Consider the following 25882-nt stretch of genomic DNA (forward strand, 5'->3'; position numbering starts at 1 on the left):
ACCTCCGAGATTGTTCACGAGACTGCCAAAGAGACTGTTTAGCATATTTGCAAAAAATAACCAAGCCTTTATTCGCCGAAACGGACGATGGAAGCGAAAGAGGCTCCCTTGAGACTGGCACCGCCGACCAAGGCGCCGTCTATGTCAGTGCAGGACATGAGTCCTTTGACATTGTCGGGTTTGACCGAGCCGCCATAGAGTATCCTCACCTTGTCGGCGGCGGTCTTGCCGAACATCTTGGTCACCACGCCGCGTACGAATGCGTGCGCTTCCTGCGCCTGCTCGTCGGTGGCGACCTTGCCGGTGCCGATGGCCCAGACTGGCTCGTAGGCGATGATCACCGGGGCGAACTGGGTCTCGGTCAGGCCTTCCAGCCCTCCCTGCACCTGGCGCTCCAGCACCTTGAAGGTCTCGCCGGCTTCGCGCGCATCGAGGGTCTCGCCGATGCAGAAGATGGGGACCAGTGCGCCCTTGAGCGCGGCCTTGATCTTCTTGTTGACCGTCTGGTCGGTCTCGCCGAAGTACTGCCTGCGCTCGGAGTGCCCGATGATGACGTGGCTTGCGCCCGCGTCGAGCAGCATGCGCGGCGACACCTCGCCGGTGAAGGCCCCTTCCTCCTCCCAGAATACGTCCTGGGCGGCCAGGCTGATGCTGGTGCCGGCAAGCGCGGCGGGGAGGGAAGGGAGCACGGTGAATACCGGTGCCACCACCACCTCGACGCTGTCAACCCCGGCCACCAACGGGGCCAGTTCCTCGATCAGGGCCAGCGCCTCGTCCTTTGTCTTATATAGTTTCCAGTTGCCTGCTATGACCGGCTTGCGCATCTAATCCCTCCTAAAAAACAGGTTAAGGTTGAGGTCGAGTTAAGGAGAGGCAAAAAACCGGGGAGGTTTTTCTCAGCCTCAACCTTAACCTCAACCTGCTACTTACTTGTGTCCCTTGTCTTCCAGCACCTTGATGCCCGGCAGTTTCTTTCCTTCCAGGAGTTCCAGGAAGGCGCCGCCGCCGGTGGAGATGTAGCTGATCTTCGCGTACTCGCCGGCACGGTGCACCGCAACGTCGGTGTCGCCGCCGCCGACGATGGTGAGCGCGTAGGAGTTGGCCACCGCGGAGACCATGGCGAAGGTGCCGCGGGAGAAGGCGTCCATCTCGAAGACCCCCATCGGGCCGTTCCAGACGATGGTCTTCGCGTTCTGCAGCGCCTCGGCGAAGAGCGTCACGGTGGCGGGGCCGATGTCGAGCGCCATCCATCCCTCCGGGATTTCCTGGATCGGGCAGACCTTGGTCTCTGCGGCCGGGTTGAACTGGTCGGCGACCACGCAGTCGACCGGGAGGTAGAACTTGACGCCCATGGAACGCGCCTTCTCGTAGGCCTTCATGGCGGTGTCGATCAGGTCGTCCTCGACCAGAGACTTGCCGACGTTGTAACCCATCCCTTTCAGGAAGGTGAAGGCCATGCCGCCACCGATGATGATCTTGTCGACCTTGTCGCACAGGTTGTCGAGCACCTCGATCTTGCCGGAAACCTTGGCGCCCCCCAGGATGGAGACCAGCGGGCGGATCGGGTTCTTCATCGCCTTCTCGAAGTAGTTCATCTCGTTCTTCATCAAAAAGCCCGCAGCCACCACCGGGAAGAAGTCGGTGATCGCCTCGACGGAAGCGTGGGCGCGGTGGGAAACGGCGAATGCGTCGTTCACGTACACCTCGCAGCCGTTGGTCAGGGCCTTGGCGAAGTCAACGTCGTTTTTCTCCTCGCCGGCATAGAAGCGGACGTTCTCCAGCATGACCACGTCGCCCGGCTGCATGGCGTCGATCATGGCGCGCACGTCGTCACCGATGCAGTCCGAGGCCAGCTTCACCTCTTTGCCCAGGAGCCTGGAGAGGCGCTTGGCGGCGGGGGCCATGGAGTACTTCTCCTTGCGCTCACCCTTGGGGCGCCCCAGGTGCGAGGCGAGCACGATCTTCGCCTTCTGGTCTAGCGCGTAGTTCAGGCTCGGCAACACGGCGCGGATGCGGGTGTCCTCGGTGATGTTCTGGTGGTCGTCCAAAGGCACGTTGAAGTCGACGCGCATGAACAGCTTCTTCCCGGCAAGGTTTTCGATCTCATCGATGTAACGAATTGACATGACTCCTCCTAGACGCAAAAAAATAAACGAGGGGGGAGAAAAGCTCCCCCCCCGCAATATGTATTCAATTTCAGAGCTTCTTACAACATGATTTTCATCAGACCGACCACCCTGCTGGAGAAGCCCATCTCGTTGTCGTACCAGGAGAGGACCTTTACCATGTTGCCGTCGATGACCTTGGTGCAGGACGCGTCGACGATCGAGGAGAGGGTGTTGCCGTTGAAATCGCAGGAAACGAGCGGTTCTTCGCAGAAACCGAGGATCCCCTTGAGCGGCCCGTCGGCGGCGGCCTTGAGCGCCGCGTTGACCTGCTGGGCATCGGTCGACTTGGACAGGGTCGCCACCAGGTCGACCACCGATACGTTCGGGGTCGGCACGCGGATTGCCATGCCGTCCAGTTTCCCCTTCAGGGCCGGGAGCACCAGGGATACCGCCTTGGCGGCGCCGGTGGTGGTCGGGATCATGGAGAGGGCGGCGGCACGGGCGCGGCGCAGGTCCTTGTGCGGCAGGTCCAGAATGTTCTGGTCGTTGGTGTAGGAGTGGACGGTGGTGACCAGGCCTTTCTCGATGCCGAAGCTGTCCTGCAGGACCTTGGCGACCGGAGCCAGGCAGTTGGTGGTGCAGGAGGCGTTGGAGACGATGTGGTGCTTGTTCTTGTCGTACTCTTTGTCGTTGACGCCGAGGACCACGGTGAGGTCGGGGTCGGTGGCGGGCGCGGAGATGATGACCTTCTTGGCACCCGCGGTCAGGTGCTGGGCGGCCTTGTCGCGCGCGGTGAACAGGCCGGTCGATTCGAGCACGATGTCGATCTTCAGGTCCTTCCAGGGGAGCTCCGCCGGGTTTCTCACCGCCAGAACCTTGATGGCCTTGCCGTTGACGATGAGCTGATCGCCGTCGACGGACACTTCACCAGGAAATTTCCCATGAACAGAATCATACTTTAACAGGTGCGCCAGAGTCTTAGCATCAGTGAGGTCATTGATTGCAACGAACTCGAAATCTTGCGACTGTGCAGCAGCTCTGAGTACACAACGTCCTATGCGGCCGAATCCATTAACTGCTACTCTTAAAGCCATGTCCCCCTCCTGTTAATTAAGTATTCTTTCACAATTGAGGATACTAACAGCCGAACCGGTGGGCGTCAAGATTTTATTCAAGCTTTTTCTGCTATGGTCGATAGCGTCAATGGGCACCGGAAGCGATCCTTATGACCGCGATTCGCGGGCTTGTGACAGGAAAATTATCGGTGAATAAATCCACATAATAATTGACTTTTTATTGGACTATAAATTATGCTGGCGTTGCCCATGATGCGCATTTTTTTCTCCACGCCGTTGCTGGAAATAGACTATAGATGAAAATGACACTGGAAAAACGCATCTTACTGTTTTCCTTCCTGATCCTCTTCCTTACCATCTTCATTGGTTCCGGTATGGACATAATGGCGTTGCGCAAGGATCAGGTGAACGCGCTCAGCCTGCGTTCCAAGGGACTTGCCGTCGCTCTCAAATCCAACATCGAGAAGGTCATCAACCTCGGTTTGGAATTGAAGGACATGACCGGTGTGTCCGAGAAGTGCCGTGAGATCATCGAGGGGAACCCGGACATCGCCTATTGCGTGGTGACCGAGCTGAACGGCAAGGTGCTCTTCGCCAGCGATCCGCGCTTCATGGCAATGCCTATCCAGGAATCCCAAAAGGAAGAGGCGCGCCTCGGGGAAGAGCCGGTCTACAAGCGCCGCATCTCCATGACCGTGGACGGCTCGACCAACTCCTATTACGACAACGCCGTCATGGTGATGAGCCCGTACGGCAAGCCGCTGGCGCAGGCCCACGTCGGCTTCAGCGAGCAGGTCGTCTTCGACAAGATGAAGGGGATGGTGCTGAAGACCCTGTTCCTCTTGGGCATCTCCCTGATCACATCCTTCACCCTGATCATGCTCTTTATGAAGAGATACGTGATGCAGCCCATCTCCATGCTGCTCAAGGGGGTGAAGCAGATCTCCGAGGGGGCCTTCGACACCCACATCGGCGAGGTGCAGGTCTACGAGTTCAACGAACTGGCCCGCAACGTCAACATCATGTCCCAGTTCCTGAAGAACAGGGACGCCGAGATCAAGAAGAACTACCAGGACATGGAGCGCACCTTCGACGAGCTGCAGGCCTCCTACCGCAAGCTGGAGAAACTCTCCACCGATCTCGAGCGCTCCGAGGAGCTGTACAAGTCGCTCATGGAGGACGCCAGCGACGCCATCGTGGTGATCGGCTCCGACGAGTGCATCCGCATGGTCAACAAGATGGCCGAAGAGTTCTTCGGCTACGAGGCCAAGGAGCTGGTCGGCCTGCCGCTCACCAAGATGCTCCTGCTTTTGAACATCGGTAACATCCCCAAGGTGCACCGGATCTTCCGCGAGGCGGCCGAAGGGGCGCACATAGCCGAGGAGATGCAACTCTGCCGCAAGGAGGGGGGCGCCATGGTCGCCATGCTGCACGCCTCCAGCATAAAGAGCGGCTCAGAGACCCTGGTGCAGGCGATCTTCCGCGACGTGACCCGCGAGCGCGAGATCATCCTCAACCTGGAGAAGAGCTCCGCCGACCTCGCGCGCCTGAACCGGATGAAGGACTCCTTTCTGGGGCTCGCCTCGCACGAGCTGAAGACGCCGCTCACCGTGATCATGGGGTACTCCGAACTGATCACCACCGACCTCGCCGACAAGGTGGACAAGACCGTGCTGGAGATGGTGGTCAACATCGCCAACGCCGCGGCGCGCCTGGACAACATCATCAAGGACATGGTGGATGTGTCCATGATCGACGAGAAGCGGCTGCAGCTCAAGGTCGAGGACATCCAGCTGAACCGCCTCATCGAGGCGAGCGTGAACGAGTTGCGCTTCTTCTTCTCCATGCGGAAACAGGAGGTGGTGCTCGGCCTGGACGAGTCGCTCCCGACTATCCGCGGCGACGCGCTGCGCCTCATGCAGCTTCTTTCCAACATTCTCGGCAACGCCATCAAGTTCACCCCCGACGGCGGCCGCATCACGGTCAGCACCTCGGCCAAGTACCTGCTGCGCGGGCCGGCCGGCAGCGACGAGAGCGCGGCGGGGCGGGAGCACCACCTGTTCCTGGAGATCACCGTCACCGACACCGGTATCGGCATCGATCGTGAGGACCAGTTGCGCGTTTTCGACAAGTTCTACGAGGTGGGCAACATTCAGGAGCATTCCAGCGGCAAGGTCGCCTTCAAGGCCAAGGGGGCGGGTCTCGGCCTCTCCATCGCCAAGGGGATCGTCGACATGCATGGCGGCGAGATCTGGGTCGAGTCCACCGGCTACAACCCGGACCGCTTCCCCGGTTCCACTTTCCACATCCTGCTCCCCGTCGCCCCCGGGCTGAACGAGGGAAGCACGGACTACAGCAGGCTTTTGCGTTAATCAAATCTCAGCAACTTCATCTTGAATCTCCCCGCCAATTCCTGTATAAAAATAAGGTTTTTCTGCCGTTCATGAGTCCCCTGTGGGGCTTGATTCGCGCTAGTTTGGAGGGATGCATGAGGCTCAGCCTCTTGGCAAGTGGCAGCAAGGGGAATTCCCTGTTTCTGGAAACCGATTCCTGCCGTTTGCTGATCGATGCCGGCCTCTCCGGTCGGGAGACCACTAACCGGCTCGCCTCCATCGGCGTCGACGCGGCCACGCTAAACGGCATCCTGGTCACCCACGAGCACACCGATCACATCCGCAGCGTCGGCACGCTGGCCCGGCGCCTGAAGATCCCGGTGCTCGGCTCCAGCCGCATGCTGCAGGCGGCGCACCACGTGATCGGCAAGACCGAGTGCATCGAGTTCGAGGCTGGCGCATGCTTCACCTTCAAGGGGATCTCCATCGATCCCTTCCCGGTGACGCACGACGCCTGCGACCCGGTCGGCTTCCGGATCGAGAGCGGCGAGGGGTGCATCGGCTTCGCCACCGACCTCGGCATCGCCACCCGGCTCACCCAGGAAAAGCTCAAGGGGTGCCGCGCGCTGGTGCTGGAATTCAACCACGACGAGCAGATGCTGCAGGACGGACCGTATCCCTGGCACCTCAAGCAGCGCATCCGCTCCCGCCACGGGCACCTCTCCAACGCCGAGGGGGCGAACCTTCTGGAGGAACTTCTGCACGGCGACTTGCAGGGTGTCTTTCTCTCCCATCTCTCCGAGGTGAACAACGACCCGGCGCTGGCGCTAGCCGCCGCGCGCGGGCTTTTGAGCCGCCAGAACCTGTGCGGGCCGGACCTCTTTCTGGGGTGCCAGCACCAGGTCAGCGGCGTATTCTCTGCGTAATTTTCGCAGGGGACTGGCTCCGTAAGGTGCCTGTCCCCTTTTGCCCCTGATGAAGGGGACAGGCTACTTGGGGCGTCCCTGGTAAAAAGGGGGACAGGCACCTCGCGGAGCCAGTCCCCTTTAGAGGGGATGCTCCTGTTTTTGCCATAAAAATTCAGACAAATCAGCAAGGGGGAAGAATTCGTGATTGAACGTTACAGCCGTCCTGAAATGACCCGCATCTGGGAACCCGAGAACCGCTATGCCAAGTGGCTCGAGATAGAGATCTACGCCTGCGAGGCCCACGCCGAGATGGGGCGCATCCCGAAAGAGGCGGTCGCCCGCATCAGGGCCAAGGCGAGCTTCGACGTGGCGCGCATCGACGAGATCGAGCGCACCGTAAAGCACGACGTCATCGCGTTCCTCACCTCCGTTGCCGACTACATCGGCGACGACTCCCGCTTCGTTCACCTGGGGCTCACTTCCTCCGACATCCTCGACACCTCCTTCGCCATGCTCCTTAAAGAAGCCGGCGAGCTGATTATCTCCGACATCAAGCGCCTGATGGCCGTAATCAAGACCCGCGCTTACGAGCACAAGATGACCCCGCAGATGGGCCGTTCGCACGGCATCCACGCCGAGCCGGTCACCTTTGGCCTCAAGATGGCGCTCTGGTACGACGAGATGGCCAGGAACCTGAAGCGCATGGAATCGGCCCTCGAGACCATCTCCTACGGCAAAATCTCCGGCGCTGTCGGCACCTTCGCCAATATCGACCCGCAGGTCGAGGAGTACGTCTGCAAGAAGGCGGGCCTGAAGCCGGCTCCCTGCTCCACCCAGGTGCTGCAGCGCGACCGTCACGCCGAATACTTCACCACCCTCGCCATCGTCGCTTCCTCGATTGAGAAGTTCGCCGTCGAGATCAGGCACCTGCAGAGGACCGAGGTGCTCGAGGCCGAGGAATACTTCAGCAAGGGGCAGAAAGGCTCCTCCGCCATGCCGCACAAGCGCAACCCGGTCCTCTCCGAGAACCTGACCGGCCTGGCGCGCCTGGTTCGCGGCTATGCGGTCTCCGCCATGGAGAACGTGCCGCTGTGGCACGAGCGTGACATCTCCCACTCTTCCGTCGAGCGCATCATCGGCCCGGACGCGACCGTCACCTTGGACTTCATGTTGAACCGCGCCATCGGCCTGATCGAGAACCTGGTGGTCTACCCGGAAAACATGATGCGCAACCTGAACCAGATGCGCGGCCTGATCTTCTCCCAGCGCGTGCTCCTGAAGCTCGCCGAGGCCGGCGCCTCCCGCGAGAAGGCCTACGCCCTGGTGCAGAGAAACGCCATGAAGGTATGGGAAGAGGGCAAGGACTTCCAGACCGAGCTCTTAAACGACGAGGAAGTGACCTCGTTCCTGCCCGCCGAGGAAATCAAGGAAGCATTCGACCTCGGTTACCACATGAAGCACGTCGACACTATTTTCACGAGGGTCTTTGGTGGATAGCATCCTCTACTACCTAAAACCGGACGAGATGGACCCGTTCTATCTCTTCTGGGCTAAGCAGGCACTCATATCGGTCGGCATCATCGCCGTCTTCTACCTCCTCTCCAGGTTCCTGCAGGTGCTGATCGCCAAGATCGGCACCCGCCTGTGCGCCGCCACGGAGACGGACCTCGACGACAGGATCCTTGAGCGGGTCTCCGGACCCGCCATGCTTCTCGTCAACTGCGCCGGCCTGTACCTGGCCATCAAGCGCCTGCCGCTGCACGACAAGGTCGGCGTCGCCGCGGCCGGGCTTTTGTTCGTGGTGAACATCACCATCCTCACCGTCATTGCCTACCGCGTGCTGGACGAACTCCTGAAGGCGTACGGGGCGCGGGTGGCCGGTGCCGAGGTGAGTCGCCAGATCATGCCGCTGGTGGAGAAGTTGTGCACCATCTTCCTGGTGGTCACCGCGCTCATCATCACCCTGAAACACTTCAATTACGACATCCTGTCGCTGGTCACCGCCCTGGGCGTCGGCTCTCTCGCCATCGGTCTCGCCGCCAAGGACACCCTGGCCAACATGGTCTCCGGCTTCACGCTCATGATCGACCGTCCCTTCCGCATCGGCGACCGCATCCAGCTGGGCGCCCAGGTGGGGGACGTCATCGACATTGGCCTTAGGAGCACCAAGATCAAGGGAGCGGACAACACCTTCCTGATCATCCCGAACTCGGAGCTGTGCAACTCGACCCTGGTCAACATGGCCTTTCCGGACGTCCGGGTGAAGGGGCGGGTCAACATCGGTATCGGCTACGACAGCGACGTGGCGCGCGCCAAAGAACTGCTGGTGCAGACCGCGCTCTCGGTGCCCGACGTGGTCAAGGAGCCCAAGCCGGAAGCCTTCTTCATGAACTTCGGCGACAGCGCGCTCAACCTCTCGCTGTTCTTCTGGGTCGCCGACTACACCCACACCGTCGCGGCCACCGACCAGATCAACGGCGCTCTCCTGCAGTGCTTCCAGGACAACGGCATCACCATCCCGTACCCGACACGTACGGTTATCCACGAAAAGGACACTAACAATGCCCCACAGGATTGAGATCACCCTTAAGGACGAAGTTCGCGACCCGCGCGGCGAGCGCATCAAGCGCGAGATCGCGCACTTCCTCCATCTCGAAGTGGCTGAAGTGCGCACCATCGACGTGTACACGGTCGACGCTGCACTCTCCGCCGAGGAGTTGACCCAGGTTGCCGCGGGTCCCTTCAGCGATCCGGTCATCCAGAACTACTCGATCGACAAGCCCGCCGCGGCAGGTTTCGACTACCTGGTCGAGGTCGGCTTCCGTGCCGGCGTCACCGACAACGTCGGCCGCACCGCAGGCGAAGCGATCGGCTACCTGCTGGGACGTCCGCTGGCGGTAGGGGAGGGGGTCTACACCTCCGTGCAGTACCTGATCTCCGGGAAGCTCTCCCAGGCAGACGCCGAGAAGATCGCCACCGGGCTTTTGTGCAACACGCTGATCCAGCGCTACCAGATCTTCGACGCGGCCACCTTCAAGGCCCAGGGTGGCGTCGCCCCCTTCGTTCCCAAGGTTCAGGTCGAGGCCAAGGTCGAGGTGAACACGGTCAACCTCGAGGTCTCCGACGAGGAACTGATGCGCATCAGCCGCGACGGCGTGCTGGCGCTCACCCTGGACGAGATGAAGATCATCCAGGCGCACTACCGCGACCCGCAGGTGGTCGAGAAGCGCAAGAGCCTGGGGCTCGGCGCGGCTCCCACCGACGTCGAACTGGAGGCGCTGGCGCAGACCTGGTCGGAGCACTGCAAGCACAAGATCTTCTCCGCCGACGTCACCTACGATGACGGCACCGGCAAGACCGAGAAGATCAACTCCCTGTTCAAGAGCTACATCCAGAAGACCACCGCCGACGTCCGCGCGGCGCAGGGCGACAAGGACTACTGCCTCTCCGTATTCAAGGACAACGCGGGCGTCATCAAGTTCAACGACGACTGGTCCCTGGTATTCAAGGTCGAGACCCACAACTCCCCGTCCGCACTGGATCCTTACGGCGGGGCGCTGACCGGCATCGTCGGCGTCAACCGCGACCCGTTCGGCACCGGCAAGGGCGCCAAGCTCATTTTCAACACCGACGTCTTCTGCTTCGCCGATCCCTTCTACGAGAAGGAACTCCCCAAGCGCCTCTTGCACCCGCGCCGCATCTACGAGGGCGTGGTCGAGGGTGTCGAGCACGGCGGCAACAAAAGCGGCATCCCGACCGTGAACGGCTCGCTGGTCTTTGACGAGCGTTTCGCCGGCAAGCCGCTGGTATTCTGCGGCACCGCGGGCCTCATGCCCGCCACCATCAAGGGCGAGGCGTCGCACAAGAAAAAGATCATCCCGGGCGACCTGATCGTGATGACCGGCGGCCGCATCGGCAAGGACGGCATCCACGGCGCCACCTTCTCCTCGGAGGAGCTGAACGAGAACTCGCCGGTCTCGGCGGTGCAGATCGGCGACCCCATCACCCAGAAGCGGATGTTCGACTTCCTGATCCGCGCCCGCGACAAGGCGCTCTACCGCTTCATCACCGACAACGGGGCAGGGGGGCTTTCCTCCTCCATTGGCGAGATGTCCGAGGAGTGCGGCGGCTGCCAGCTTGACCTCTCCAAGGCGCCGCTCAAGTACCCGGGCCTCGCTCCCTGGGAGATCCTGATCTCCGAGGCGCAGGAGCGGATGAGTCTCGCCGTCCCGCCCGAGCAGATCGACGAGTTCATGGAGATGGCCAAGCGCTACGGCGTCGAGGCGACTGTGCTCGGTACCTTCACCGATTCCGGCATCTTCCACATGCTCTACGGCGACAAGACGGTCGCCTACCTGCCGCTTTCCTTCATGCACGCGGGCCTGCCGCCGATGCAGATCCCGGCGCGCTGGGAGAAACCGGTACACGAGGAGCCGAAGCTCGCTCCGGCAGCGGATTACACGACCGACGTCAAGGCGCTTCTTTCCTCCTTGAACATCTGCTCCAAGGAGAGCGTGGTGCGTCGCTACGACCACGAGGTCCAGGGTGGCTCCGTCGTCAAGCCGTTCACCGGCGTCGACAACGACGGCCCCTCCGATGCCGCGGTGGTGCGCCCGATCCTCGACTCCTTCGAGGGGGTCGTGGTCGGTCACGGTATCTGCCCGCGCTATAGCGACATCGACGCCTACGACATGGCGGCCAACGCCATCGATGAGGGCTTGAGGAACTACGTCGCCGTCGGCGGCTCGCTCGACCTCGTCGCCGGCCTGGACAACTTCTGCTGGAGCGACCCGGTCCTGTCCGAGCGGACTCCGGACGGCCCGTACAAGATGGCCCAGCTGGTGCGCGCCAACAAGGCGCTCTACGACTACTGCACCGTCTTCTCCATGCCGCTCATCTCCGGCAAGGACTCGATGAAGAACGACTTCTACGACGGCACCACCAAGATCTCCATCCCGCCGACCCTGCTCTTCTCGGTCATCGGCAAGATGGAGGACGCGCGTCTCGCCGTCACCATGGACGTGAAGCGAGCCGGCGACCAGGTCTACCTCCTGGGCGCCACCGCCAACGAGCTGGGCGCTTCCGAGTACCTGGCGCAGAAGGGCTTTGTCGGCAACAACGTGCCGAAAGTAGACGCTCAGGCGGCGCTCGCCACCTACCGCGCCTACGGTGCGGCACTGAAGGCCGGCCTGGTCGCCTCCTGCCACGACCTCTCCGACGGCGGCCTTGCTGTTGCCGCGGCCGAGTCCGCCTTCGCCGGCGGCTTCGGTATGGAGCTTGATCTTGCCCAGGTGGCATACCAGGGTGAAGCAGCGGACAGGAGCGACATCGTACTCCTCTTCTCCGAGTCCGCTTCCCGCCTGTTGGTGACGGTGTGCGCCGAGAAGGCGGCCGAGTTCGAGAAGGCCATGGCCGGGACCACCTTCGCCAAGATCGGCGCGGTGACCGCCGAGCCGACCCTAAAGGTGAAGGGCCTTACCGGCAACGTGGTCGTCAACGCCGCCAACGCGGAGCTGAAAGCCGCCTGGCAGGAGCCGCTCAAGGACCTGTAGATAGCGAATCTTTTATATGCAGAAAAAAAGCGGGTTGTGCAATAATGAGGACCGTTGTGCCCCGCTACTAACCATCCGATAGAGGACTTATTGATGACCAAGGCTAAAGCGCTTGTCATAACAGGCAACGGCACCAACTGCGAAACCGAGGCGGCCCACGCCTGCAAGCTGGGCGGCTTCGACGAGGCGCGCATCGCCCATATAGCTGAGCTTCTCACCGGTGAGGTGAGCCTGGACGATTACCACTTCCTGAACCTGACCGGCGGCTTCCTCGACGGCGACGACCTAGGCAGCGCCAAGGCCCAAGCCAACCGCCTGCGTTACGCGACGGTGGAAGGCAAAGAGGAACGCCTCGTAGACCAGATCACCCGTTTCATCGCGGACGGCAAGCTGATCCTGGGCGTCTGCAACGGGTTCCAGCTCCTGGTGAAGATGGGAATGCTCCCGGCACTTGGCGGCAACTACCTGAACCAGACCGCGACGCTGACCTACAATGAATGCGGCCGTTTCCAGGATCGCTGGTGCTACTTGAAGGTTGATCCGGCTTCTCCGTCGCTCTACACCCGCGGCATCGAAGGGGGCGTCTACCTTCCCGTGCGCCACGGCGAGGGTAAGTTCCTGGTGGACGATGCCAAGACCCTGGAGGCGATCGAGGCAAAGCACCTCACCTGCCTGAAGTACTCCGGGAAGGACTACGCGGCTCCGACCATGGAGTTCCCCGAGAATCCGAACGGTTCCCTAAACGCCATCGCCGGCATCTGTGACGAGACCGGCAGGGTCATGGGGCTCATGCCGCACCCGGAAGCATTCGTGCACCGCACCCAGCACCCGCGCTGGACCCGCGAGGAACTGCCGGAAGAAGGCGCAGGCCTGATCTTCTTCAAGAACGCGGCGAAGTACGTCAAAGAGAACTTCTAGCACCATTTTTATAAGGAGCAGTCGTGGAAGAAATGATGATGCGCAGGCCCGAAGAAGAGTGCGGCATTTTCGGTGTATTCAACCACCCGGAGGCATCGAACCTCACTTACCTCGGGCTCTACGCCTTGCAGCACAGGGGACAGGAAAGTTGCGGCATCGTCTCCTCGGACGGAAGCAGCCTGCACGCACATAAAAGCATGGGGCTCGTAGCCGACGTGTTCGGCAACCCCGAAATCTTCAAGACGCTGCCCGGCCGTTCCGCCATCGGCCACGTGCGTTACTCGACCACCGGCTCCTCGGTGATCAAGAACGTACAGCCCATCAACGTGGACTACTCCCGCGGTTCTATCGCGATCGCCCACAACGGCAACATCGTCAACGCCCAGATCATCAAGGACGAGCTGGAGGCCTACGGTTCCATCTTCCAGACCACCATGGATACCGAGATCATCGTCCACCTGCTCGCCACCTCCAAGCAGAACTCGCTGCTCGACCGCATCACCGATGCCCTGAACAGGATCCAGGGCGCCTACTGCCTCCTTTTCCTGACCGAGAGCCGCATGGTGGCGGCGCGCGACCCCAACGGCTTCCGCCCGCTCTGCCTTGGTCGCCAGGGGAGCGCCTACGTGGTCGCCTCCGAGAGCTGCGCCCTGGACCTCATCGACGCCGAGTTCATCCGCGAGATCGAGCCGGGCGAGGTTATCGTCATCGACAAGAACGGCATGACCTCATTCTTCCCGCTCAAGAAGGTACAGCCGACTCCCTGCATCTTCGAGTTCGTCTACTTCGCGCGTCCCGACTCCCATATCTTCGGCAAGAACGTGTACCAGGTGCGCAAGGAGCAGGGGCGCCAGCTGGCCCGCGAACACAAGGTCGATGCCGACATCGTCATCCCGATTCCGGATTCCGGCGTCCCCGCGGCGCTGGGCTACGCCGAGGAATCCGGCATCCCGTTCGAGCTCGGTTTGATCCGCAACCACTACGTCGGTCGTACCTTCATCGAGCCGCAGCAGGCCATCCGCCACTTCGGCGTCAAGATCAAGCTGAACCCGGTGCGCGAGGTGCTAAAGGGCAAGCGCGTGGTGGTCATCGATGACTCCATCGTGCGCGGCACCACCTCCAGGAAGATCGTCAAGATGATCAGGAACGCCGGCGCGGCCGAGGTGCATGTCCGCATTTCCTCGCCCCCGACCAGCTACCCCTGCTACTACGGCATCGACACCCCCAACCGCAAGGAACTGATTTCCTCGTCGCACTCGATCGACGAGATCCGCCGTTACATAACCGCCGATTCTCTCGGTTACCTCTCCGAAGAAGGTCTCATGTCTACCGTCGGCGCCGATAACGCCAACTTCTGCACCGCCTGCTTTACCGGGGGATACCCGGTTAAATTCCCGCGTCTGATGGACCAGCAAGAGCCGCAGATGGGACTATTCGAAAAGGAGACTGCCGAGAAATGACCGAAAAGGAAAGACTGAAGAAGATCATCATTGAGCTGTCCTACGAGAAGAGGAACGTGACCTTGGCTTCCGGTCGTCAGAGCGATTTTTACTTTGACGGGAAGCAGACCACGCTGCACCCCGAGGGCGGCTACTTGACCGGCAAGCTTTTCTTCGAGGCCATCAAGGGCGTGGAAGGTGTTGAAGGGGTAGGGGGGCTCACCCTGGGTGCCGACCCGATCGCAACCGCGACCTCAGTGGTCAGCTTCCTTGAAGGGAAACCGGTCCCGGGCTTCATCATCCGCAAGGAGCCCAAGGGGCACGGCACCGGTGCATGGCTGGAAGGGCGCAAGAACCTGAAGCCCGGCGCCAGGGTGGTCATCGTCGAGGACGTCGTGACCAGCGGCGGTTCCTCCATCAAGGCGATCAAGCGTGCCGAGGAAGAAGGTCTGGTGGTTCTGGGTGTGGTCACTCTGGTGGATCGTGAGGAAGGCGGCCGCGAGAACATCGAGGCAGAAGGGTACTGGCTGAAGTCGATCTTCACCAAGGCCGAGATCCTCGCGTAGCAGTTGATCGATACGTGCTTATCCTGAAGGCGGCAATTGTTTATTGCCGCCTTTGTTTTTAACCCGTACCCCGGAACACAGGGGACTCGGAGGTGCGCAGAGGTCACAGAGGAGAGGCCTTAAGGTTCGTCTTTCCCCCTCGCATTGTTTTTCTCCGTGACCTCTGTGATCCTCTGTGCCCTCTGTGTTCCGCTTTTGACTTAAGGTTTTATGAAAGAGATCCTGCAAAGAAATCATGAACTGCTGGCCCAGGTGGACGACTGGTTTGCCCGCTGCACGGCGGCCTACCCCGAGCACATCGCCTGTCAAAGCGGCTGCTCAGGCTGCTGCCGGAGCACTTTCGACATCACCCTGGTCGATGCGTACTACCTGAAGCAGGGTTTCGACCTGCTGCCAACTGCGGTCAGAGCGGCGGTGCTGTCGAAGTGCCGGGAACGGCTCGCGATGATGCAGCAAGAGTGGCCGGAATTCGACCATCCCTTCGTGCTGAACTACCGCCCCGAAGAGGACTGGGAACTGCTCATGCCGGACGAGGACGAGACGCCCTGCGTGCTCCTTGGTGATGATGGCCGCTGCCTGGTCTACGACCACCGCCCCATGACCTGCCGCCTGCACGGCATCCCGCTGGTTGACACGGAGGGGGAGGTGATGCACGACGAGTGGTGCACCATGAACTTCACCGAGGTCGATCCGCTGCAACTGCCAGCTCTTACTGCACCCTTCGATGCCATCCTCCGCGCGGAGGTGGCGCTGTTTCGGGACTTCACCCAAAAGCTGCTCGGGCAGAGGGTGAGTGAGCTGGATACCTTGATTCCGCTGGCGCTGATGATCGACTTCGAAGGGTTCAATTGGAATGCTTGGGCGGGGACGGCGGGCGAATGATTATTCGCCCCTACAGTGGACGTGGACATAAAAGATTGAAAGGAAATTACTGATGGCTTTACCCTCCACCATATACCGCGCGTCGGTGCAACTCTCGGACCTGGACCGCCAGGTCTACGCCGACATCCAGACCACCATCGCCCAACATCCCTCCGAGACCGCGGAGCGGCTGCTGGCCCGGCTGTTGGCCTTGGCGCTTTGCTACGAGGAGGATCTGGCCTTCACCAAGGGGATCGGCTCGGGCGACGAGCCTGATCTCTGGAGCAAGGGGCCGGACGGGCGGGTAAAGCTCTGGGTCGAGGTGGGGCAGCCTGATCCGGAACGACTCGCCAAGTCCTGCCGCCACGTCGAGCGCGCCTTCCTGTTCACCTTCGGTGCCAACGTCAGCCGCTGGCTCACGCAGCATCAGCCAAAGCTGGCGCAGGTTAAGAACCTGACCGTGATCTGCCTCGACTTCACATTCCTGGGGCAGCTTTGTGATAAGCTGAATCGGGTGATCAACTGGTCGATAACTGTCACAGAGGACAACATCTACTTGACCTATGACGGCCAGACCATCGAGACCAGCTTAAAAAACATCTGCGGCCCCCCTCGTTAGTCCTTGAGCGGGGAGATGGAGGAAGACGCCATGGCTACTTCCAGGCACCTTCTCATTCTCATTCCACCGTTCATGCTGCTCTTCATCCTTTCCGCTTCACTTAGCGCCTTTGCCAAGTCCTGCCCACCGACACCGTGGGACGAAATCGGCCCCTTCTACCGCCCCAACGCGCCTGTGCGCGACACTATCGGAAACGGTTACCTCCTGAGCGGTACGGTCCGTTCCTCCGCCGATTGCACTCCGATCAACAAGGCGCGCATCGAGTTCTGGCAGGCCGGTCCCGACGGCCGTTACGACGATGCCTACCGCGCCACTGTTTACTCCGACAGTAAAGGGCGCTATCGCCTGCAGACATTTCCGGCCGTCCCCTACGCCAACCGCCCGCCTCACATCCACATCCTGGCGGACGTGAAGGGCTTCGAGGGACTGGTGACGCAGCACTATCCAAAGCGTTGGGCTAAAGGAGCTCGACTGGACCTCGTGCTGGTGCCGGAAGGGAAGGGCGAGGGAAAATCGGAGGGCCGGACCGATGATCTGGTCCGACCCGGCAAGGGGAGCAGGTAGCGTCATTCTTTGTCGAGGGGAGCCTGCAGCATCGCTGCAAGCTCTCTTGCGTTTTGCGGCGCGGCGCCGCCCATGTCGTTGTTGAAATAGATATAGACGTCCAAACCGCGGCTTAAATATTTCCTGATCCTCACCACGTCCTTCTCCAGTTGTTCCCTGGTGTAGAACCCGTTGTAACTCCCCTCCATGCCATGCCGCCTGATATAGACGAAGTCCGCGGTGATCGGTGGCGCGTCGATGAAGACCGGATGGTCCGCCATGCACAGTGACACGTTGCGGTTCTTGCACAGGCTCACTACCTCGTCGGTCAGCCAGCTTTCATTCCTGAACTCCAACGTGTGCCTACCGTGGTACGGCACCACCAGGTTCAGGAACTTTTCCAGTCTCCCCAGGTCGATCTTGAACTGCTGTGGGAACTGCCAGAGGACGACTTGCAGTTTCTCCTGCAACTCGCGGGTCGGCGTGAAGAATCTCGATACGGCCGTTTCGATATCGTGAAGCCTCTTGATGTGGGTGATGTAGCGGCTCCCTTTCACCGCAAAGGAAAAGTTGGGCTCGCTCTCGTCGTGCCAATGCTTGAAGATAGCCGCAGAGGGGGTGCGGTAGAAGGTCACGTTGAGTTCGACGGTGTCGAAGACGGACCGGTAGTGTTCGAACCAGTCTTTGGTCTTGAGTTCCGCCGAGTAGAAGTTGCCGCGCCAGTGGTTGTAGCTGAAACCGCTGCAGCCGAGATAAAGCTTAGCCATGACGGTACCTCCTCCTTACCAGGAACGCTGCCAGCGCATGCCCAGCCAGTCCGGTCCGATCACCGGCGCTATGTGGGTCGCGTTTTCGGGGGTGACGAAGAGCTTGCCTACCCCAAAGGAGAGCAGGCCTGAGGCGATGACGTCACGCCAGCGATGATCGTTGTTGTCGACGCGGTTATAGGCCACATAGGCTGTGGCGAGCCAGGCCGGCACTCCGTACTGCCAGCCGTAGCGTTCGCTGAGAAAGGCGGCGCCGGATCCCGCGAACGCGACGTGGCCGGATGGAAACCCATAGGGATGGCCGTTGGGACGACGCCCCCAATCGGTCTCGTTGAAGCCGAGCCTGGCGACCGAGGTGAGGGCCTGGTTGGCGGCGAGGTTACGTAGCCACTGCTTCTCTCCTTCCGTGTCGTGCTTGAAGAAGGCGATCGCGATGGCGGACACAGGTATGGCAGCCATGACGGTGTGGCCGATGAGAGCGCTATCGGCAGAGGCTGTCGAGACTCTGAACAGCGAGAACCAAAGGACCAGCATTACCAGGAACGAGCGTGACGGTGACATGTGCGGCCTCCTTCTCGTTGTCTCACCTACTGCGGGCAATGTGACCTCGTTGTTAATGAGGTTAAAACTTTCAAACTCGGCAAGTATACCCGATGCAGCAGCATGGGCCAAGGTGGAGGCGGGGTGGAGGCAGAAAAGGCGTCAGATGTTAATGTGGAGGGTGATTTAAAATAAAGCAGACCTGCTTTTTCTAATGTAAGGTGGCATTTAAAATAAATAAGGGCCGCTGTAATTTAAAATAGGCGTTACGTGCTTCAATTCCGGTCTTGTTCCTCCTCATAATAGAGATCTTCGATTGTGTGGGCAGGCTGTTTTATTTCGTTGCCCCCGGTTTTTCGGATTTTCCTGCTGTATCGTGGCGTATTGCCCCCCATTTTGATCTCCATGAGGGGGTGTCACTCTAATGAGGTTCTTTGTTTATCTTAAACACGACCTTGTTTTTGTTAAACACGACCCTGCTCAAGTTAAACGTGACCATGTTTAATTTAAACGTGACCATGTTTAATTTAAACGTGACCATGTTTTTCTTAAACACGACCTCGTTTAGCTTGCCCGGCACGCCACCAACGCTAAAGGTGAGGGGAGATGATTTGCAGCAGGGCACACCAAATGAAAATGCGGTGTCGTTCGTTTTACCGTTAGCGGTGAAAAATTCAGGAGCGACCTGACGAAGCTTTCCAGCGATGTCGATACGGTACGAAGGGGCGCTGGTCACGTTGACGAGCTCCTGCTGCGGGCATAAAAAAAGGCGGGACCTTTCGGTCCCGCCTTGGTGTTCGTGGTGTGCTGCTGGTTACATCTTATGGCACTTGTCGCAGTCACCGTTGGAGGTGAAGGCGTCCTTGCCGTTGTGGCATGCGCCGCAGGACTGACCTTTCTCCATGTCGCCCATGGTGTGGTGCTTGGCGCCAGCCTGCATCGGGAAGATCTTGTTGTGGCAGTCAGCGCACTTGTAAGCTTCCAGGTGGAAGTCGTGGCTAAACTTCACTTCGCCGCCCTCGTTCTTGAAGATGACGTTGCCGGGCTTGTAGCCTTTGTGGCACTTGTTGCAATCGCCGGCCACGGAGAACGCTTCCTTGCCGTTGTGGCAGCCGCCGCAGGACTTGCCTTTGTTCATCTCGGCCATGGAGAAGTGCTTGGCGCCGGCCTTGAATGCGAAGAGCTTGGTGTGGCAGTCTTTGCAGCTGAAGGCTTCCAGGTGGAAGTCGTGGCTGAACTTGGCGTCGGTCACCCCTTTGGCTTTCCAGGTGATCTCGCGGGGCTTCATCCCGGCGTGGCACTTGCCGCAGTTGCCGGCGACAGTAAAGGCCCGCTTGCCGTTGTGGCAGGCGCCGCAGGTCTTGCCCTTCTCCATCTGGGCCATGGTCACGCGGCGATCTTTGCCGGTGATCACGGTGCCGTTGTGGCAGGCTTTGCACCCGTCACTGACTTTAGCGAGGTGGACGGAGTGATTGAAGGTGGTCTGACCCAGACCCTTGACTTTAAACTCTACGTTGCGCGGCTTGCCCTTGTGACATTTGACGCAGCTCTTTTCATCGGCTACGCTAAAAGCCTTGATGCCGGTGTGGCAGGCACCGCAGGACTTGGTCTTTTCCATTTCAGCCATGGTGTAGTGGCGCTTCGCCTTAAGATCAAAGATCGCGTTGTGACAGATCCTGCAATTGTTGCTATATTTCAGCAGGTGCACATCGTGACTGAAGACAACGGCGTCCCCGTTCTTAAGAGGAAACTTGACGTCCTTGGTCTCCTTGGCAAAAAGCGCAATGGGTGACGCGCAGACGATAAGAACCATTAGCAAGGCGAGGCGAAACTGCATGGTACACTCCTTCTGGCTGTTTATTTGCTATCCATAGGGCAATAGCCGGGATAATATACACATCGCAAAGGGCATCGTCAATTCAAAACTATTGATTGTTTTTTATGTTTGGCCGTTCAGGCCCCTGTCATAGGAGGGAAGATGAAAACGATTTGGCTCTCCCTTTTGCTGCTTTCTTTGCTCACGCCAACCGCTGCTCCCGCCGCCTTCTACCAGTGGACCGACGCCGAGGGTGTCGTTCACTTCACCGACAACCGCAACCACATCCCAACGCAATATCGCGAGAAGGCACACCGAGTCGAGGTTTCCGATACCGCGCCGACTGTCGTGTCTCCCGACGCCAATGCCGTTTCCCGCCCGGCACCCACTGTCACGGCGAAGCCCGGGGGGCACGACGAGCGCTGGTGGCGCAACCGCTTCAAGGAGCTGCGGGTCGAGTTGAAGGCCCTTCAGGACCAGCGCACCGGGCTGGAGCAGCAACTGGTCGAACTGCGCCGCAAGCGCACCATCTTCCAGCGCGCCCGGGACCGCGAGGCCATTAACGCCATGCAGGCGCAGGTCTCCACCGTGGACGCCAAGATCAGCGAGATGCTCAATCGTATCGCAGCGCTCGACTTGGCCGCCGCCCAGGCCGCGGTGCCCGTAGAGTGGCGTCAGTAGCTTCCTGGCGGAATTTATTAGCGGTTGCGGGCCTAGTTAAGCTGTGCTATAAAAAACTGCCGCTTAACTTAGGGAGAATCCGGATTATATGAACCAAATCGATAACATAATAGACAACGCACTCGCCGAGGACATCCATACCGGCGACATCACCACCCTCTCCGTGGTCGCCAACCCGCGCCGGATGCGCGCCAGGCTTGTCGCCAAGGAGGATATGGTCCTCTCCGGCATCGAGGTGGCCCGTCGCGTCTTTGCCAAACTCGACACTGAGATCGTCTTCACCGCGCACTTTCAGGATGGTGCGCGGCTCAACAAGGGCGACATCATCGCTGTGATGGAGGGGGACGCCGCCACGCTCTTGCAGGGGGAGCGGGTTTCTCTGAACCTGTTGCAGAGGATGAGCGGCATCGCCACCCAGACCGCCGCCTACGTGAAGGAACTGGAAGGGACCAGCGCCCGCGTCGTCGACACCAGGAAGACCACCCCCGGGCTGCGTGTGCTGGAGAAGTATTCGGTTAGGGTAGGTGGGGGGACCAACCACCGCACCGGCCTCTACGACGGCGTGCTCATCAAGGAAAACCATATCGCCGCCGCAGGGGGCATCGCCGAGGCGGTGCGCGCCGCGCGCGCCTACATCCCGCACACCCTGAAAATTGAGGTGGAGACCGAGACGCTGGACGAGGTGAAGCAGGCGCTCGCAGCGGGTGCCGACATCATCATGCTGGACAACATGTCCCTGGAGCAGATGACCGAGGCGGTGCAGATAATAAATAAGAGGGCGCTGGTCGAGGCGTCCGGGGGGGTGAACCTGAAAACGATCAGGTCCATAGCCCTGACCGGTGTGGACATCATATCGGTCGGTGCGCTCACCCACTCGGTACGCGCGACCGACATTTCAATGCTGATGGAGGGCGTTTGAAAGACTCCGGGGTCGACGGCAGGATAATCGAGCTGTTCCGCTCCGGCGACGGGGTGGTTTCCGGCGCTGCGCTGAGCCGACTCCTGGGTGTGTCGCGAACCGCAGTCTGGAAGCACGTCAAGGGGCTCCGCGCCAGCGGATACCTGATCGAAGCCGTCCCCTCCAAGGGTTACCGGTTGCTCTCTTCACCCAAAGTTCTCACCCAGTTGGATCTCTCAGCCGGCCTCGACACCAGGAGGATCGGCTCCAGCATTATCTGCCTCAAGGAAACCGAGTCGACTAACCAGGTCGCCTTCAAGCTGGCCGAGGAAGGCGCTGCCGAAGGGACCGTGGTCATCGCCGACGCCCAGAGCGCCGGCAAGGGGAGGCTCGGGCGCATCTGGCTGTCGCCCCCCGGCGTCAACCTGTACTGCTCGGTGGTGCTGCGTCCCGCCATCGCACCGATGGCCGCCTGCCAGCTTACCTTTCTCTCCGTGGTCGCCGTGGCCCGCGCCATCGAAAGCTGCACCGCGCTGAAGCCGCAGATCAAGTGGCCCAACGACATCCTGATCAATGGCAAGAAGGTGGCGGGGCTCCTGAACGAGATGAATGCGGAGACCGAGAAGGTGAACTTCGTGGTGCTCGGCATCGGGGTCAACCTCAACTTGGACATGTCGTCGATATCCGAGTCCCTTTTGCGCCACCCGGCCACTTCGTTGTTGCAGGAAGGGGGCGCCGAGGTGGACCGGCTCGCCTTCACCCGTGCGCTGCTCTTGGAGTTGGATCGCCTGTACGAGGTGTTCCTGGCCGAGGGGGAAGGTCCGGTGCGTGCAGAGTGGCTGGAGCGTTCCGCGATCAAGGGGCGCAATGTCAAGGTAAGCCAGGGCGAGCGCGAGTTCGTGGGCATGGTGCAGGGGGTGGATTCCTTCGGCGCGTTGCTGGTGCAGTTGTCCGACGGCAAGGTGGAGACCGTGCTCTCCGGCGACGTCGCGCTGGTTTAAATCAGTTCACGCAAGCCGCAAAGGCGCAAAGAATAGAAAGTCTTTGTGGTGTGACATTCTCAGTTAGTTTCTGGTATTTGCTTGGCGCCTTTGCGGCTTTGCGTGAGGCGCAGTTGGGAGGTTTTCTTTGCTTTTGGTGATCGACGTCGGGAACAGCAACATCGTTCTCGGGATTTACGATGAGGAACGATTGGTTCAAGACTGGCGGGTTTCCACCGACAAGTCAAAGACCATCGACGAGTACGGCATCCTGTTCCACGACCTGTTCCGCCTGTCGGGCATCGTCTTCTCGGACGTGAAGGACATCATCGTTTCCTCGGTGGTGCCGACCCTGACCGGCGTTTTGGAGAAACTGGCGCGCCAGTATTTCAAGATCACCCCCTACGTGGTGGGGCCCGGCATCAAGACCGGCATGCCGATCCACTACGACAACCCGAAAGAGGTGGGGGCGGACCGCATCGTGAACGCCATCGCGGGCTTCGAGAAGTACCGCTCGCCACTCATCATCGTGGACTTCGGCACCGCCACCACCTTCGACTACGTCAACAAGAAGGGGGAGTACTGCGGCGGAGCCATCGCCCCAGGTCTCGCCATCTCCATGGAGGCCTTGTTCCAGAAGGCGAGCAAGCTGCCGCGGGTGGACATCGCCCGCCCGCCGAGCATCATCGCCAAGAACACGGTGAACTCGATGCAGGCCGGCATCTTCTTCGGCTACGTGGGGCTCGTGGACGGCATCGTGCAGCGCATGAAGGCCGAGGGGAAGGAGAGCGTCAAGGTGATCGCCACCGGCGGCCTTGCTTCGCTCATCGCACCGGAATCGAGCACCATAGAGGCGGTGGACGAGTTCCTCACCCTCGAGGGGCTGCGCATCATCTACAAGAGGAACAAGCCCTAGGGTCACACGCCGCGCAGGCGGGTGAGGGAGGTACGCGACAATCCATTGAGAGTTCAACCAGGTAGTTGGTAGTTCGTTGTTTGTTTCGTCTGCTTTACTCAAGTCGGTTTCTCATTGAAGCGTAGGTCATTAATGATCTTCATTCTAAAGGGAGGGCACTATGGGACGGTATGAAACGGCAAAACTGCGTAACCTCGGTATTGTAGCTCACGGCGGTGCCGGCAAGACCTCGCTGGCTGAGGCGATCCTGTTCGATACGGGCATGATCGACCGGCTGGGGAGGGTCGACGACGGCAGCTCCACCATGGATTTCGAGCCCGAAGAGATCAAGCGCCGCATCTCGATCACCTCCTCCCTGGACCATTGCGAGTGGAGCGGGCACTCCATCCACATCGTCGACACCCCGGGTTACGGCAACTTCATCGCCGATACCCGCGCCTGCATGAGGACGCTCGACTGCGCGGTGGTGATCCTTTCCGCCATCTCCGGCGTCAAGGTCCAGACCGAGGAGGTCTGGCAGTGGGCCAACGAGTTCGAGATCCCGCGCATCGCCTTCGTCAACAAGATAGATCGCGAGCGGGCCAGCTTCCTGCGCGCCATCGACGACATGGAGAAGGCGCTGGGCGCCAGGGGGGTCGCGGTGCAGATGCCCCTGGGCACCGAGGAGAACTTCGAAGGGGTCATCGATCTGGTGCGCATGAAGGCGTACCGCTACCAGAAGGACCTCTCCGGCAAGTTCACCGAGGGTGAGATCCCGGCCGAACACCTCGACGAGGCGAAGCGCCTCCGGGAGATGATGGTCGAAACGGTGGCGGAGGCGTACGACGCACTCACTGAGAAGTTCCTCGACACAGGCGAGCTCTCTGAAGAAGAGATCCTGGACGGCATCAGGGTCGGTACCATGCGCAGCACCTTCACCGCGGTCTTCTGCGGCTCGGCTGCCATGAACATCGGCGTGGCGCAGCTCTTGAACGGCATCTGCGACTTCCTCCCATCGCCCCTGGATCGCACCAAGTCGGTGGGATTCGATCCCAAGACCGAGCAAGTCATCGAACGTGCCCCCTCCGAGAGCGAGCCGTTCTCGGCGCTGGTCTTCAAGACCACCTCGGATCCCTACACCGGCAAGATCACCATCTTCCGCGTGTACTCGGGCGTGCTCAACTCGGACTCGCTGGTCTACAACTCCAGCAAGGGGGTCCAGGAGCGTATCGGCCAGATCTTCGAGCTGGAAGGGAAGAAACAGCACCCGATCAAGCAGGCGGTGGCCGGCGACATCGTCGCCGTGGCCAAGTTGAAGGAGACAGTCACCGGCGACACGCTCTGCGACGAGTCGAAGCCGATTGTCTACGAGCCGGCCCAGTCACTCCAGCCGGTGATCTCGTACGCCATCGAGCCCAAGACCAAGAACGACGAGGACAAGATCCACGGCGCCCTGCAGCGCATGATCGAGGAAGACCCGACCATCGAGAGCCACCGTGACCCCCAGACCCGCGAGTTCATCATCTCCGGCATGGGGCAGGTGCACCTTGAAGTAGTGGTCGAGAAGTTGAAGCGCAAGTTCGGCGTCGACGTCGTCCTGAAGACACCGAAGGTACCGTACCTCGAGACCATTCGCGGCTCGGCCAAGGTGCAGGGGAAATACAAGAAGCAATCCGGCGGGCGCGGCCAGTACGGCGACTGCTGGATCGAACTCGCACCGCTGCCGCGCGGCGAGGGGTACAAGTTCGAGGACAAGATCGTGGGCGGGGTGATCCCGCGCCAGTACATCCCGGCGGTCGACAAGGGGATCCAGGAGGCCGCCAAGGAAGGCTTCCTGGCCGGTAACCCGGTGGTCGATTTCAAGGTGGCCCTCTTCGACGGCTCCTTCCACACCGTCGACTCCTCGGAGATGGCCTTCAAGGTGGCCGGTTCCATGGCTTTCAAGAAGGCGATGGAGCAGTGCAAGCCGGTCCTTTTGGAGCCTATCGTGAACATGAAGATCACGGTGCCGGACGAGAACATGGGCGATGTGATCGGCGATCTTAACTCCAGGCGCGGCAAGGTGGTCGGGGTTGAGCCGAAGGCAAACTCGCAGATCATCAGGAGCGTGGTGCCCATGTCGGAGGTGCTGACATACTCCAATGACCTGCGCTCCATGACCAGCGACCGCGGCATGTTCTCCTCGGAGTTCTCCCACTACGAGGAGGTCCCGAGCCACCTGGCCCAGAAGATTATCGCCGAGGCGCAGGACCAGAAGAACAACAACCATAAGAGTGCTTAACAGAATTTTTAAATAGGCTGCCCGGCCCACCTTCGCCAAGGCTACGGTGGGCACGCCCCACGAAGCCTTGGCGGAATGTGGCTTGCCGGGCAGCTTGATTC

General features: G+C 60.5%; 23 protein-coding genes. 16 read left to right on the forward strand and 7 right to left on the reverse strand.

Annotated elements, in window-relative coordinates; all coding sequences use genetic code 11:
* Positions 1-68: 68 nt before the first annotated feature.
* The 3 genes from tpiA to gap all read right to left on the reverse strand — a co-directional run bounded on the left by tpiA (position 69) and on the right by gap (position 3202).
* Entirely contained in the window at positions 69-824 is a 756-nt protein-coding gene (tpiA, locus tag JFN90_RS08445; RefSeq protein ID WP_199394676.1) for a triose-phosphate isomerase, read from the reverse strand.
* Between the two features lie 102 nt (positions 825-926).
* Entirely contained in the window at positions 927-2126 is a 1200-nt protein-coding gene (gene pgk / locus JFN90_RS08450) for a phosphoglycerate kinase (protein WP_199394677.1), read from the reverse strand.
* 80 nt (positions 2127-2206) lie between these two features.
* A complete protein-coding gene (gene gap / locus JFN90_RS08455) occupies positions 2207-3202 on the reverse strand; it encodes a type I glyceraldehyde-3-phosphate dehydrogenase (RefSeq protein ID WP_199394678.1) in 996 nt (331 codons plus the stop codon).
* 278 nt (positions 3203-3480) lie between these two features.
* On the opposite strand from gap, the gene JFN90_RS08460 reads away from it, so the two are divergent.
* The 11 genes from JFN90_RS08460 to JFN90_RS08510 all read left to right on the forward strand — a co-directional run bounded on the left by JFN90_RS08460 (position 3481) and on the right by JFN90_RS08510 (position 16944).
* Positions 3481-5556, forward strand: a complete 2076-nt coding sequence (locus JFN90_RS08460; RefSeq protein WP_199394679.1) for an ATP-binding protein — start codon at positions 3481-3483, stop codon at positions 5554-5556.
* Between the two features lie 116 nt (positions 5557-5672).
* Positions 5673-6443 carry an MBL fold metallo-hydrolase gene (locus JFN90_RS08465; RefSeq protein WP_199394680.1) on the forward strand — a complete coding sequence of 257 codons (771 nt, stop codon included), beginning with the start codon at positions 5673-5675 and terminating at the stop codon, positions 6441-6443.
* A gap of 183 nt (positions 6444-6626) precedes the next feature.
* Positions 6627-7922, forward strand: coding sequence for an adenylosuccinate lyase (gene purB / locus JFN90_RS08470; protein ID WP_199394681.1), 1296 nt, complete (start codon positions 6627-6629; stop codon positions 7920-7922).
* Positions 7915-9003 carry a mechanosensitive ion channel family protein gene (locus JFN90_RS08475; RefSeq protein ID WP_199394682.1) on the forward strand — a complete coding sequence of 363 codons (1089 nt, stop codon included), beginning with the start codon at positions 7915-7917 and terminating at the stop codon, positions 9001-9003. Before purB ends, JFN90_RS08475 begins: the two co-directional genes overlap by 8 nt.
* Entirely contained in the window at positions 8987-11977 is a 2991-nt protein-coding gene (locus JFN90_RS08480; RefSeq protein ID WP_199394683.1) for a phosphoribosylformylglycinamidine synthase subunit PurS, read from the forward strand. The genes JFN90_RS08475 and JFN90_RS08480 overlap by 17 nt, the downstream gene beginning before the upstream one ends.
* Before the next feature lie 93 nt (positions 11978-12070).
* Complete coding sequence (locus JFN90_RS08485) at positions 12071-12895, forward strand: phosphoribosylformylglycinamidine synthase subunit PurQ (protein WP_199394684.1); 825 nt, start codon at positions 12071-12073, stop codon at positions 12893-12895.
* A gap of 32 nt (positions 12896-12927) precedes the next feature.
* The gene (purF, locus tag JFN90_RS08490) at positions 12928-14355 is read left to right on the forward strand and encodes an amidophosphoribosyltransferase (protein ID WP_199394821.1); all 1428 of its coding nucleotides are present in this window, start codon (positions 12928-12930) and stop codon (positions 14353-14355) included.
* Entirely contained in the window at positions 14352-14900 is a 549-nt protein-coding gene (gene pyrE, locus JFN90_RS08495) for an orotate phosphoribosyltransferase (protein ID WP_199394685.1), read from the forward strand. Before purF ends, pyrE begins: the two co-directional genes overlap by 4 nt.
* 210 nt (positions 14901-15110) lie before the next feature.
* The gene (locus JFN90_RS08500; protein WP_199394686.1) at positions 15111-15782 is read left to right on the forward strand and encodes a YkgJ family cysteine cluster protein; all 672 of its coding nucleotides are present in this window, start codon (positions 15111-15113) and stop codon (positions 15780-15782) included.
* A gap of 52 nt (positions 15783-15834) precedes the next feature.
* Positions 15835-16380 (forward strand): YaeQ family protein, encoded by a 546-nt coding sequence (locus tag JFN90_RS08505; protein WP_199394687.1) that lies wholly within the window; start codon positions 15835-15837, stop codon positions 16378-16380.
* Positions 16381-16410: 30 nt separating this feature from the next.
* Positions 16411-16944, forward strand: coding sequence for an intradiol ring-cleavage dioxygenase (locus JFN90_RS08510; protein ID WP_236018915.1), 534 nt, complete (start codon positions 16411-16413; stop codon positions 16942-16944).
* Between the two features lie 2 nt (positions 16945-16946).
* On the opposite strand, the gene JFN90_RS08515 is transcribed toward JFN90_RS08510, so the two are convergent.
* From JFN90_RS08515 to JFN90_RS08530, 4 genes are all read right to left on the reverse strand, one after another.
* Positions 16947-17690: a DUF72 domain-containing protein gene (locus tag JFN90_RS08515; protein WP_199394688.1), complete on the reverse strand. Its 744-nt coding sequence runs from the start codon at positions 17688-17690 to the stop codon at positions 16947-16949.
* Between the two features lie 15 nt (positions 17691-17705).
* Positions 17706-18251: a phosphatase PAP2 family protein gene (locus JFN90_RS08520; RefSeq protein WP_199394689.1), complete on the reverse strand. Its 546-nt coding sequence runs from the start codon at positions 18249-18251 to the stop codon at positions 17706-17708.
* Positions 18252-18651: 400 nt separating this feature from the next.
* Complete coding sequence (locus JFN90_RS08525; RefSeq protein ID WP_199394690.1) at positions 18652-18966, reverse strand: hypothetical protein; 315 nt, start codon at positions 18964-18966, stop codon at positions 18652-18654.
* A 78-nt stretch (positions 18967-19044) separates the two neighbouring features.
* Entirely contained in the window at positions 19045-20067 is a 1023-nt protein-coding gene (locus JFN90_RS08530; protein WP_199394691.1) for a cytochrome c3 family protein, read from the reverse strand.
* A 141-nt stretch (positions 20068-20208) separates the two neighbouring features.
* Here JFN90_RS08530 and JFN90_RS08535 point away from each other — a divergent pair, with 141 nt between their 5' ends.
* The 5 genes from JFN90_RS08535 to fusA all read left to right on the forward strand — a co-directional run bounded on the left by JFN90_RS08535 (position 20209) and on the right by fusA (position 25781).
* Entirely contained in the window at positions 20209-20727 is a 519-nt protein-coding gene (locus JFN90_RS08535; RefSeq protein WP_199394692.1) for a DUF4124 domain-containing protein, read from the forward strand.
* 88 nt (positions 20728-20815) lie between these two features.
* Positions 20816-21646, forward strand: coding sequence for a carboxylating nicotinate-nucleotide diphosphorylase (gene nadC, locus JFN90_RS08540; RefSeq protein WP_199394693.1), 831 nt, complete (start codon positions 20816-20818; stop codon positions 21644-21646).
* The gene (locus JFN90_RS08545) at positions 21643-22626 is read left to right on the forward strand and encodes a biotin--[acetyl-CoA-carboxylase] ligase (protein ID WP_199394694.1); all 984 of its coding nucleotides are present in this window, start codon (positions 21643-21645) and stop codon (positions 22624-22626) included. The genes nadC and JFN90_RS08545 overlap by 4 nt, the downstream gene beginning before the upstream one ends.
* Positions 22627-22753: 127 nt before the next feature.
* Complete coding sequence (locus JFN90_RS08550) at positions 22754-23521, forward strand: type III pantothenate kinase (RefSeq protein WP_199394695.1); 768 nt, start codon at positions 22754-22756, stop codon at positions 23519-23521.
* Positions 23522-23681: 160 nt separating this feature from the next.
* Complete coding sequence (gene fusA / locus JFN90_RS08555) at positions 23682-25781, forward strand: elongation factor G (RefSeq protein WP_199394696.1); 2100 nt, start codon at positions 23682-23684, stop codon at positions 25779-25781.
* Positions 25782-25882: the final 101 nt, after the last annotated feature.

Origin of the sequence: Geomonas propionica, from assembly GCF_016458235.1 — a bacterium.
Classification (GTDB): Bacteria; Desulfobacterota; Desulfuromonadia; order Geobacterales; family Geobacteraceae; genus Geomonas; species Geomonas propionica.

Bases quoted from the DNA above. Each gene is read 5' to 3' on its own strand.
- JFN90_RS08505 (WP_199394687.1), top strand. From the start codon at position 15,835: ATGGCTTTACCCTCCACCATATACCGCGCGTCGGTGCAACTCTCGGAC.
- gap (WP_199394678.1), bottom strand. From the start codon at position 3,202: ATGGCTTTAAGAGTAGCAGTTAATGGATTCGGCCGCATAGGACGTTGT.
- JFN90_RS08460 (WP_199394679.1), top strand. From the start codon at position 3,481: ATGAAAATGACACTGGAAAAACGCATCTTACTGTTTTCCTTCCTGATC.
- fusA (WP_199394696.1), top strand. From the start codon at position 23,682: ATGGGACGGTATGAAACGGCAAAACTGCGTAACCTCGGTATTGTAGCT.
- nadC (WP_199394693.1), top strand. From the start codon at position 20,816: ATGAACCAAATCGATAACATAATAGACAACGCACTCGCCGAGGACATC.
- JFN90_RS08485 (WP_199394684.1), top strand. From the start codon at position 12,071: ATGACCAAGGCTAAAGCGCTTGTCATAACAGGCAACGGCACCAACTGC.
- JFN90_RS08535 (WP_199394692.1), top strand. From the start codon at position 20,209: ATGAAAACGATTTGGCTCTCCCTTTTGCTGCTTTCTTTGCTCACGCCA.
- pyrE (WP_199394685.1), top strand. From the start codon at position 14,352: ATGACCGAAAAGGAAAGACTGAAGAAGATCATCATTGAGCTGTCCTAC.
- JFN90_RS08515 (WP_199394688.1), bottom strand. From the start codon at position 17,690: ATGGCTAAGCTTTATCTCGGCTGCAGCGGTTTCAGCTACAACCACTGG.
- purF (WP_199394821.1), top strand. From the start codon at position 12,928: ATGATGATGCGCAGGCCCGAAGAAGAGTGCGGCATTTTCGGTGTATTC.
- JFN90_RS08530 (WP_199394691.1), bottom strand. From the start codon at position 20,067: ATGCAGTTTCGCCTCGCCTTGCTAATGGTTCTTATCGTCTGCGCGTCA.
- pgk (WP_199394677.1), bottom strand. From the start codon at position 2,126: ATGTCAATTCGTTACATCGATGAGATCGAAAACCTTGCCGGGAAGAAG.
- tpiA (WP_199394676.1), bottom strand. From the start codon at position 824: ATGCGCAAGCCGGTCATAGCAGGCAACTGGAAACTATATAAGACAAAG.
- JFN90_RS08520 (WP_199394689.1), bottom strand. From the start codon at position 18,251: ATGTCACCGTCACGCTCGTTCCTGGTAATGCTGGTCCTTTGGTTCTCG.
- JFN90_RS08480 (WP_199394683.1), top strand. From the start codon at position 8,987: ATGCCCCACAGGATTGAGATCACCCTTAAGGACGAAGTTCGCGACCCG.
- JFN90_RS08465 (WP_199394680.1), top strand. From the start codon at position 5,673: ATGAGGCTCAGCCTCTTGGCAAGTGGCAGCAAGGGGAATTCCCTGTTT.
- JFN90_RS08510 (WP_236018915.1), top strand. From the start codon at position 16,411: ATGGCTACTTCCAGGCACCTTCTCATTCTCATTCCACCGTTCATGCTG.
- JFN90_RS08500 (WP_199394686.1), top strand. From the start codon at position 15,111: ATGAAAGAGATCCTGCAAAGAAATCATGAACTGCTGGCCCAGGTGGAC.